Source organism: Streptomyces sp. NPDC058678 (assembly GCF_042714835.1).
Lineage (GTDB): Bacteria > Actinomycetota > Actinomycetes > Streptomycetales > Streptomycetaceae > Streptomyces.
In genome coordinates, this window is record NZ_JBHXSG010000134.1 from 1 (window position 1) to 9,459 (window position 9,459).

8 protein-coding genes and 1 pseudogene are annotated in these 9,459 nt (G+C 67.7%); 3 read left to right on the plus strand and 6 right to left on the minus strand.

Annotated features, from left to right (window positions below; translation table 11 throughout):
• Positions 1–222 precede the first annotated feature (222 nt).
• Positions 223–1,458, minus strand: a complete 1,236-nt coding sequence (locus ACFWWR_RS47395; RefSeq protein WP_383877798.1) for a PP2C family protein-serine/threonine phosphatase — start codon at positions 1,456–1,458, stop codon at positions 223–225.
• 580 nt (positions 1,459–2,038) lie between these two features.
• Between ACFWWR_RS47395 and ACFWWR_RS47400 the strand changes: the two genes are divergently transcribed.
• Positions 2,039–2,980, plus strand: a complete 942-nt coding sequence (locus ACFWWR_RS47400) for a diacylglycerol/lipid kinase family protein (protein ID WP_384310578.1) — start codon at positions 2,039–2,041, stop codon at positions 2,978–2,980.
• Between the two features lie 718 nt (positions 2,981–3,698).
• Here ACFWWR_RS47400 and ACFWWR_RS47405 read toward each other — a convergent pair.
• The gene (locus ACFWWR_RS47405) at positions 3,699–4,109 is read right to left on the minus strand and encodes a hypothetical protein (RefSeq protein ID WP_384310584.1); all 411 of its coding nucleotides are present in this window, start codon (positions 4,107–4,109) and stop codon (positions 3,699–3,701) included.
• A gap of 87 nt (positions 4,110–4,196) precedes the next feature.
• Between ACFWWR_RS47405 and ACFWWR_RS47410 the strand changes: the two genes are divergently transcribed.
• Positions 4,197–5,009, plus strand: coding sequence for a Type 1 glutamine amidotransferase-like domain-containing protein (locus ACFWWR_RS47410; protein WP_384310585.1), 813 nt, complete (start codon positions 4,197–4,199; stop codon positions 5,007–5,009).
• Between the two features lie 8 nt (positions 5,010–5,017).
• On the opposite strand, the gene ACFWWR_RS47415 is transcribed toward ACFWWR_RS47410, so the two are convergent.
• From ACFWWR_RS47415 to ACFWWR_RS47425, 3 genes are all read right to left on the minus strand, one after another.
• The gene (locus ACFWWR_RS47415; protein ID WP_384310579.1) at positions 5,018–6,187 is read right to left on the minus strand and encodes a hypothetical protein; all 1,170 of its coding nucleotides are present in this window, start codon (positions 6,185–6,187) and stop codon (positions 5,018–5,020) included.
• Entirely contained in the window at positions 6,184–7,146 is a 963-nt protein-coding gene (locus tag ACFWWR_RS47420; RefSeq protein ID WP_384310581.1) for a hypothetical protein, read from the minus strand. Before ACFWWR_RS47420 ends, ACFWWR_RS47415 begins: the two co-directional genes overlap by 4 nt.
• Positions 7,147–7,266: 120 nt before the next feature.
• The gene (locus ACFWWR_RS47425) at positions 7,267–7,938 is read right to left on the minus strand and encodes a TetR/AcrR family transcriptional regulator (protein WP_383877792.1); all 672 of its coding nucleotides are present in this window, start codon (positions 7,936–7,938) and stop codon (positions 7,267–7,269) included.
• 68 nt (positions 7,939–8,006) lie between these two features.
• Here ACFWWR_RS47425 and ACFWWR_RS47430 point away from each other — a divergent pair, with 68 nt between their 5' ends.
• Entirely contained in the window at positions 8,007–8,846 is an 840-nt protein-coding gene (locus ACFWWR_RS47430) for an alpha/beta fold hydrolase (RefSeq protein ID WP_384310583.1), read from the plus strand.
• Here ACFWWR_RS47430 and ACFWWR_RS47435 read toward each other — a convergent pair.
• A pseudogene (locus ACFWWR_RS47435) lies at positions 8,828–9,459 on the minus strand (hypothetical protein); the annotation flags it as partial. The gene ACFWWR_RS47430 and the pseudogene ACFWWR_RS47435 sit on opposite strands and share 19 nt — an antisense overlap.

Consider the following 9,459-nt stretch of genomic DNA (forward strand, 5'->3'; position numbering starts at 1 on the left):
AAACCCCGAGGCGCTGGCCCAGGACGGCCACCAGGCGCCAAGAACAAACAGCGGGCACCCCGCTACGACGTCGGCAAAACCGTCAAACGCCCCGAAACCCCCGGGCCCGCCGATCTTACGAAGGACCAGCTCAGACCCACGCTTGGAAGGTAGGACAAGCTGAGTGCCTGTTCCTGATCCAGGCTGGAGTATCTCCGGGCGCTATCAAGAAGTCGCGCGAGGTTATAGGCGGATGATGACGAGAGCGATGTCGTCGGAGACGCCCCCGGCGACGTCGAGCCGGGTCAGCAGTGCGTCGGCCAGCAGGTCAGGGGCGAGGGTTCGGTCCTGGGCCAGGGCAGTGGTCAGGCGTTCCAAGCCGGCGTCGATGTCCTCGCCGCGGCGCTCGATGAGGCCGTCGGTGTACAGCACGAGGGTGTCTCCCGGCCTGTAAGGGAGGCCGGCCTGGGGGCGGGGGACATGGTGCTCGCGCGTGCCGAGTGGTGGGTCGGTGGCCTGGTCCAGCAGGTCGCAGGTCCCGTCGGTGTGGAGCAGGATCGGTGGTGGGTGCCCGGCGTTGCTGTAGATGATCAGCCTGCTGCGGGTGTCGATGAGCACCTTGACCGCGGTGGCGGCCATGGCGCCGTCCACGGAGCGGGCATAGAGGCCGAGGACTTCCAGGGCCTGGGCGGGGCTGGGGACGGCGCGGATGACGGCGCTCAGGGCGCTGCGGAGCATGCCCATGACGGCGGCGGCGTGCAGGCCGTGGCCGACAACGTCTCCAACCGCCACGGCGTAGCGGTCGGGTGGCAGGTCGACGATGTCGTACCAGTCGCCGCACACGTTCAGTGTCGTAGTCGCGGGCAGGTAGCGCACGGCGATGTTGCTGTGCCGGTCAAGGTCAGGAACGGAGAGCATGGCTTCTTGCAGGGTGACGGCGACCTGCTGTTCACGGGCGTGGGCCTGGCGCAGTTCCTGGTTCATCCGGTGCAGCTCGTGGGCCCGTGCGTACAGCTCGGCTGCAATGCCCTCCGTTCGTTCGGGGGACTCCTCGCTGAGCTGACGTGCCTGGGGTGAGTGGACGAAGGCCGTGACGTCCTCCACCTGCTGGATGATCCACTTCACTGTGCCGTCAGGCGCGGAAAGCGGAGTGTGGACCACCGACCACCATCGCTCCTCGAACCCGTCCTGCTGATCGGGGGCGGGAACGTCGTACCGATGGAGCACCGCGGTTTCCGGCTTCCCGGTGTCCAGAAGCCGGTGCAGGGAGGCTTTCAGGTTTCGTTCCTCGTCGTCGCGGAAGCCGGGATTCTCCGGCAGGGCGTCGAAGAAGTACTTCCCGATCAACTCGTCCTTGGTCCGGCCTGCAGTCCGCAGGCATGCCGGGTTGACGTAGCGGATCACCAGGTCCGCATCCAGCACCAGGTACGGGCTTGGTGTGGCGTCGAAGAACGCCGTGAAATCGATGTCCGCTGTCATCACGCGCTCTCCGTGGCCGCGAGCGCGACTGCCTGGACTTCCAATCTACGGGCGATCCAGTGCTTGGGCTCGTTCGTTCGCGTTCATTCACCCGGCACCGCGACCCCCGACCGGGTCCCAGAAGCTACTGCCCCGCAGCTGGAACTATGCCCGCCGACCACGCCCCGGCTCGTTCACGCAGCCGAGGCTGAGCCAGAGGGATGCGGGCTGGAGGAGTGAGTCGCCGCCGGAGGCGTCGGCAAGCCTTCTGGAGCGAGGAGTTCCCGGCGCTGCCGGCATCGCAGAGAGATCGCCCGAAGCGGCCCAGGGCGACGGCACCGACCCGGCAACACTCCGTTGACCACCTCCCGCCAGGCAACACGGGGCTGGGCGGAGTGACGATGGAGGGGAACCGATCCACCCCTCTACCTGGAGGGAGAGGCGGCATGACATCCCCCTTCGAAACCTCAGCAGGCACCGGCACCATGCCCCCGCACGGCACCGCACCACAGGACCCTTGCTCGGCGGAAGCCTGGCGACCTTGGCGAACATGGGCTGGCAATTCTTTCTCACCGCCTCAACACCGAGAGTGGATGCGGTGATGACCGGCGCTCGGACGCGTGCCCGGGTGGTGATCGTGATGAATCCACGCTCGGGCGGCGGCAAGACGGCTCGTTACGGCCTGGTACAGCGGGCCGAGGGCATGGGAGCCCAGGTCTGGACGACCAGCGAGGAGGAGGACGCGGCGTCGCTCGCGAGGAACGCCGTGGTGGAGGGGGCGCAGGTGCTGGGGGTCGCGGGCGGTGACGGCACCGTGTCGGCAGTCGCCGCGGTGGCCGCCGACACGGGCCGGTCGCTGGTCGTGGTCCCAGCGGGCACCCGCAACCACTTTGCCCGGGACCTGGGCCTCGATCTGCGCGATCCAGGGCGGGCGCTGGACGCCCTGGTCGACGGTGAGCCCGCGCAGGTGGACCTGGGGGTGCTCGGCTCGCGTGTCTTCGTCAACAACGTCTCTTTCGGTGTGTACGCCGATGCCCTGCTGGAGCCCGGGTACCGGGAGGACAAGCCTCGCGCGTTCGCCGCAGTGGCACCCGACTATGCCAAGGGCAAGCAGTGGGTCGAGGCCCGCGTGGACACACCATGGGGGACCGTCGAGTTCCCGCAGGTGGTGCTGATCTCCAATAACCCTTACCACCTGGCCACACCGCGTTGGCTGGGGCGTCGCTTCTCCCTCAGCACGGGACAGCTGGGCGTCATCGTTCTCAAGCGCCGGGCGCAGGCTCCCCCCGACCTCCTGCGGCATCTGCGCGGCGAACTGCGACAGCACAAGCGCGGTGCCGGGTCGGCGGGGGATGGGGCCGTCATCTGGTCTGCTCCCGGCATCACGCTGCACGGTGAGGTGCGGCATCTTGACGCGGGCGTCGACGGCGAAGCGGTGCGGCTTCCTCTGCCCGTCGTGTGCGGTATCCGGCCGGGTGCCCTGCGTTTGCTGCTGCCGAAGGACCGGCCGGGGATGCCGCCGGAGCGCGCGATGCGCCACTGAGGGGACGTCCCTGAGTGCCAGACTCCCGTATCCCTTGCTCACCGGAGTCGGCCGAGCGTGACGTCCGTGCTGCACTCCGCTCGCCCCATCCCCCTTCGCGGAGCATCTGCTGGACATCCCGCTTCATGAAAGGGATTTTCGACGCCTGACCGTGCCGCTCGGCAGTCGTCTAGGCGTGATCATCTCCCGCGACCCACAGGACGCCTCGCGGCTTCGTGTCGCAGACTTCAACCGCTTCACCGTCTTCAACAGCCGGGAATGAGTGGCGCACGCACCGGAATGGCCCGGTACTCACCCGCGCCTCGCGCAGGATCTGACCGAGCTGATGATGAGGCAGCGCATGGTCGCCCCGGCCTTCTTGCAGGACTACGCCCCTGGTGGCCGTACCTAGAACCGTCCTCGCAGAGCTCGATGGGGACCGATCGCAGGGCGACACCGTGATCAGCCCGCCCGGCCGCGGCTTCGCCTCAAAAGGCGCCGTGTTGCGCTGCGTGTTGCGGTAGGTGTTGCGCCGGCCTCCACAGCGCGCTGGAGTCCGCCCAGGTCACCACGGGCGTACGGCGTGGTCGGGCCGCTGACATCCCCGTTGCGACCCCTTCGCCCATGCCCTGGCTGGAGTTGAGGATGAGGGAGGGCGGGATGGGCGGCGCGGACGCAGCCGGGGATCGGGGCGCGCTCAGCCGGTTGCGCGTCGGCGGGGCCTCCGCGCCCGCCGCCGTCAGTGAGGTGGTGACGTCAGTCGGGGAACGTCGTCGGGGGAGAGGTCGGGGCGGGCACGGTGCCAGCGTGCGGGATGTCGCCACCGGCCGGAGGCATCGCGGGCGACGTCGACGCCGACTGCCACCACCAGCTCGGGCTCCACCAGCGTGACGTTCAGCTTTTCCTGGCTGCCCCACCCGGCTGAGAACGACCAGCCTGCCCACGGATGACCGCGCCGCCCCGCAGCGAGCAGACCGGCGAACGCCGTACCTGCCGCCTGGGCGAGGGTGGTGGTGCGGCCGACGTACTGAAAGCGCCCTTCGGCGTCGTACCTGCCGAGCAGCAGCGTGCGGGGAACGGCCAGAGAGCCGGTGATCGCGCCGACGATCGCCTCACTCGTCTCGCGGACCTGCTGGCGAAGACGCAGTATTTGAGGGGCGCGCTATTCCGGTCTCCTCACTACGCGTCCGGCTTCCTGAAGCAGGCGTGGCGGCAAAGCAGCGTTGGGGACGCAGCGATGGTGGACTGCCGTCTATTGGGTTGCAGATGGGTCCCGTGGCACGGCAGTGTGCGCGCAGGTTTGACCCGCAGCTCAGGAGGCACTCTCGTGGTGGTCGTTTCAGCTCGTCGTGTCGCCCTTCTTGGGGGCGGCTTTTCAACAGATGAGGACGGCCTGCTTGACGACTGGCTGCTTAACCATGCGAGGAGCCCCCGACCCAAGATGTGCTTCGTTCCAACTGCCAGTGGCGACGCGCCTGCATACGTCGATCAGTTCTTGAGCGCGTTCAAGCCACGTAACTGTGAACCGTCTGTCTTGTCGTTGTTCCGGCGAGAGCTGGACGACGAGGCGCTGCGGACGTTTCTGCTCAGCCAGGACGTCGTGTACGTCGGCGGTGGCAATACTGCGAACCTGCTGGCGGTCTGGCGTGCGCATGGGGTCGACCGGCTGCTGCGCGACGCATACAGCAGCGGGACGCTGCTGTGCAGAATCAGTGCTGGCGCCAACTGCTGGGCGGAGGGCTCGCACACGGATTCCTTCGGGCCGCTGACGTTCCTGCAGGACGGGCTGGGCCTCCTGCCGGGCTGGGTGTGTCCGCACTACGACAGCGAACCAGGGCGCCGCACCTCCTACCAGGAAGCTGTAGTTACTGGCATGCTGTCCGCCGGCTGGGCGGTTGAGGACGGGGTGGGGGCCCTCTTCACGGACGGGCGCCTTGAGGAAGCCGTCACCCGGACTCCGGAGGCCCGCCTGTACTTGGTGCAGGCAGCTGAAGATCACGAGGTCATCGAGCGACCGCTGTCATGCCGATTGCTCAATGAACGAGAGTGATGCGTAGGTCATGTTCCTTGGGCTGGCTGGCGGGTGGCCAGGTAGTCGGACCAGCTGTCGCCCGCGAGCCGGGCCCAGCGGTGGGCCGTGACTGGGCTGATGCCGACGAGGTCCGAGATCACGATGGGTGGCAGGTCAGCGAGTGCTTCCATCATGGCCGTGTTCCGTGCTGCGCGGGCCGGCAGGTTGTGGCGCTTCATCGTGTCTCCGAGTCCCACAGGGTTGCGGGGACGGCCGGGGAACTGGCCGGGGAAGAGGAACCTCTCCGTCTCCTGTGGTTGTTGATGCAATGTGGTGGCTTCGCGGAGCTGATCCTCGATGAGACGAGCCAATTTCGGCGGGAGTACCACGGGGTGGCGGTTGATCGTCAGGTAGGCGTTCTTGTCGTCATCGCGGTGGAACTGGTCTGCGGTCAGTTCGACGATCCGCGTGAGGGAGAGAGCGTAGAGACGGATCAGGGCGCCGGTGATGCGCACCTCCAGGGGGAGCGAAGTGTCGTTGAGGCATCGGCGTAGCTCCTCCCGATGGATGTCCTCGACCTGGAACTCACCTGGGAGCTGGCTGGGTGGGTGGTCGATGGTCAGGTCGGCGATCAGACGTCGCGCGGCTGCCCAGCGGATGAAGGGGATGGAGCGGGTGCGTACTCCGGGCCTGTCCATCGACCAGGTGTCGAGGTGGCCCTGCTCGAGCGTTGCGAGCGTCAGTCGGCGTGCGTCCAGCCAGGCCAGGAATTGGATGGCGGCGCGGATGTTGCCGCAGTCGCCCTTGTGGGCGTTGAAGGAGTAGCGGCCCCGTGCGGAGCGCCGTCCGGCATCGCGGATTACCTGCCATTCGGCGAACGGGCGGATGAGCGTGACGTGGTGGGAAGGGAGGCTGGTAAGGGTCCGTGCAAGCCAGTTCGTAAGGAGGGCGAGGTTCTCGTCGCGCTTCGGAAGGATGCCTGCGGTCACCAGCAGGCCGCGCACGTAAGCGGTGGCGGCCTGTTGGCCGAGGGTGTCGAGTGCCTCGTGGCTGAGGTCGCCTGGCTGGCGGGCGAGGCGGCCCAGAAGCTGCGCGGCCGGGCTGCGCTTGAGCCACGCAAGGACCTGATACGGACTGTCCGCCTCGGTGAGCACTGTGGTCACCGGCGCAAGCACCTGGGCAACGCTGCTGTCTTCAGCGGTGAGGAGTGTGGTCACCCGGGCTGCGAGAGTGCATCGAGGGCAGAGCCGGCCCTTGAGAAGGTCACTGGGCTGGTCGCATTGTGTGCATACATCGGCAGGTCGGTCAGGGGTGCAGCATGTGCGGCACAAGCCGTCGCCGTCGGGCGTCCTGTCCACGAGTATGCGTGCCTGTTGGCAGGAGCTGCAGTGCTCCGGCGTGGTGCGGGCACGTTCGTAGCAGGAGTCGCAGACAGGTCCCAGAGGCCAGTGGATCTTGATTGGTTTGGGGCGTCCGCAGATGCCGCAGTCGTGGACTGGCCGGGGAATGCAGGTCTGGCAGTGGAAAGGGCCTTTGCCGCCGTCGATGTGGTGACCGCGGCGGATGCGGCCGCAGACGCTGCACTCCTTCTCTCGTCCCCGAAGGCACGGCCTGCATGCAGGTGTCCGGACGACTGTCGTTGGCCCGGGCCTGGATGGGCGCGACCGTCCCGCACACCCCGCACCGGCGCGGGGGACTGGAGTAGCAGGTGCCGCAGATTGGTCCCTCGGGGGTCATTGCGTTGACTCGGCGCTCGCGCCCGCAGCGACAGCACGTCCGCGATTTCTTCGGGGCACACGTCTGGCACAGGTACGAGCATCGCGCGCACCCGTCTGACGTGGGTGAACTGCTTCTTCAGTGCCGGTGGAGTGTTGTGGCAGATGCAATTCATCCTGTTTTTGTACTTCTGCCACGACCGCACGCTTCCGCGATATGGCTCGTCCAGCCGCTTGATGCACAGTCCCTCCACCCCGGCCGCCGTCCACGACAGCCACTCCCGCGCCAGGGCCGGGTCGGTCGTCGACGGGCATAGCACCCACGGCGCCGTCAGGCCGCGCTCAGCGAACAGCGCCTCCAAGGCCGCACGGCGCCGGGTGTACGGCCAGCCCGTCAGGTCGTCGCCTCGGTGGACCAGGTCGAAGGCGACCAGTTCCCTGTTGGATCGGCCTGTCTTCATGCGCGTACAACGGGAAGACCACCCCGGCGGGAGCCCCGCGCGACCCGCACGTTCGGACCGCAGCCGTCTTGCGTCGGCATGTGACCGTGGGGTGGTGGGGCTTGCGTCGGTCGGCTGTGGTCAGGCTTCTGGGCTCCGTGCCGCCGGCTGGTCGCTGTTGCCGTGTGCCAGTGACGCGAGAATCTCCTTGCGGCAGACATCGAGGATTTCGTCCGCCAGCGGAGAACCGTCCGGGCATGCGCGCGACAACATGACCGCGCCGACCGAGTGGGCGAGCATGTCGATCACCATGGTGCGGGTCGCGCGCTGGTCCGCATCCCCCGGCGTATCACTCTGGGTCTGAAGGGCCGTCAGCAGGTTCTCGATCCCGGCTGCGAACTCTGTTTTGATGTCCGCCGGCTGGCGTGCGGCGTCGCCGCTGAGGGCCGCGATGGTGCAGCCGTCACCGCGCCCGTCGCGATGCTCCCGGGAGACGTAGCGCTCGACGAACTCGGCGGCGTCCATGCCTTCGGTCCGTGCCGCGGTCTGTGAGAGCCCGCTCGCGGACGCTTCGGCCATCAGGTCGGCCTTGGAGCGGAAGTGCTTGTAGAACCCGCCATGGGTGAACCCGGCGGCTGCCATCAGTTCTGCCACGCCGACACCGTCATATCCGCGCTCACGGAACAGCCTGGCGGCTGTCGCGACGATGTGGGCCCGGTTCTGCTCTGCCTGTGCCTTGGTGACCCGCATGTCCAGCCGTCCCTTCCTCGGTCGACGCTCGACGGTCGAGGATACATTGATGTCGATCGACATCAAAGGGGTTGACTTTTTAGATGACGATCGTCATCGTATTGCTCACCCACTACAGAAAGGCCCAGGCCATGAGTGACACACATGTGACCGCACCGACTCAGTACATCGAGGTCGACGGCGACCGATTCGCCTACCGCCGCTGGGGCAAGCCCTCCGGAGTCCCGCTCTTTCTGGTCCAGCACTTCCGCGGGGGAATGGACAACTGGGACCCGCTGCTCACCGACGGCCTGGCCGAAGGCCGTGAGGTCATCCTGTTCAACGGGCGCGGCATCGCCTCGTCATCGGGCACGCCGCGTAACCGGATGGAGGACATGGCCGACGACATCGCCGCGGTCATCCGGGCACTGGGGCTGGAGCAGGTCGACCTGCTCGGCTTCTCGCTCGGCGGTTACCAGGTGCAGGAGGTCACGCTGCGCCACCCCCAGCTGGTGCGCAAGCTCCTCCTACTCGGCACCGGCCTCCGCGGCGGGGACCCGACAAGTGACCCCCAGGTGCCTCAGTACGCCCTGAACCCGGTCCCCACCCTGGAGGACTTCCTCTTCCTGTTTTTCGGCCGCTCGGAAGCCGCGAAGCAAGCGGGCAAGGCCTTCTGGGAGCGCCGCCACCAGCGGGCCGACCAGGACCCGCCGAGCTCGCCCGCGGTCGCACAGGCGCAGTTCGAAGCGACCGTCGCCTACGCGGAACCGCTGCCGGGCGAGAACCCCTACGCCCACCTGAACGCGATCACCCAGCCGACGCTGGTCCTCAACGGCGAGAACGACGTGATGATCGCCTCGATCAACTCCTGGCACCTCGCCCAGAACATTTCCAACGCGCAACTGCTGATCTACCCCGATGCCGGGCATGGAGCGCAGTTCCAGTATCCCGAGCGGTTCCTGAAGCACGCCATTCAGTTCCTCGACGAGTAACACCTGCGGGGCTTCGGTGCAGTCGCTGACGCCTGGTCCGTGGTGACGGGCCGACTCATCGGATCCCCGGAACGCGACAGGCGCACCTTCTCGGGCCATGGAGCCCGCTCGCCCCCGTGGTCGAAAACGGAAGACGGTCCGGCCGACGGATCGCCGCCGATTTCGCCGGTCAGCCGCGGCAGTGCCCGGTACGGATGTCCGGAATCCGCGAACCCGCTGACTTCGCGATTCGACACGCTCGACCCGACAGAGAACGCGAAGTGCGCCGGCCACTCCCGCGCCGCCTGAGCGGCAGCTGCCCCGCGCCGGGCAAGCCGCTGCTGCAGCCGCTCGAACGCCAGCCGGTCCCGCTCCCACACAACCAGCTCGCCATCCAGCCCGATGTCCTCCGGCAGCTGCGCCAGGGCCGCCGCCCGGATCTCGGGGACGAGGCCGTCATGTCCGTGCCGCGCCGTGAGCGCAGCAGCACCCGCCCGCCCGCGTGCACGGCAAGCTGAGCGCGGTAACCGTCCCACTTCGGTTATGCGCTGTTGAGCTGTCCACGGACTATCGTCCAGCGTCATGTCGATCACCGGTTGGCGAGCACGGGAGTTCAGCTCCCTGTTCGCCGATC

Excerpts from the sequence above, each read along its gene's own strand:
- ACFWWR_RS47395 (WP_383877798.1), bottom strand. The coding sequence starts at position 1,458 with ATGACAGCGGACATCGATTTCACGGCGTTCTTCGACGCCACACCAAGC.
- ACFWWR_RS47400 (WP_384310578.1), top strand. The coding sequence starts at position 2,039 with ATGACCGGCGCTCGGACGCGTGCCCGGGTGGTGATCGTGATGAATCCA.
- ACFWWR_RS47410 (WP_384310585.1), top strand. The coding sequence starts at position 4,197 with ATGGTGGACTGCCGTCTATTGGGTTGCAGATGGGTCCCGTGGCACGGC.
- ACFWWR_RS47420 (WP_384310581.1), bottom strand. The coding sequence starts at position 7,146 with ATGAAGACAGGCCGATCCAACAGGGAACTGGTCGCCTTCGACCTGGTC.
- ACFWWR_RS47425 (WP_383877792.1), bottom strand. The coding sequence starts at position 7,938 with ATGTCGATCGACATCAATGTATCCTCGACCGTCGAGCGTCGACCGAGG.
- ACFWWR_RS47430 (WP_384310583.1), top strand. The coding sequence starts at position 8,007 with ATGAGTGACACACATGTGACCGCACCGACTCAGTACATCGAGGTCGAC.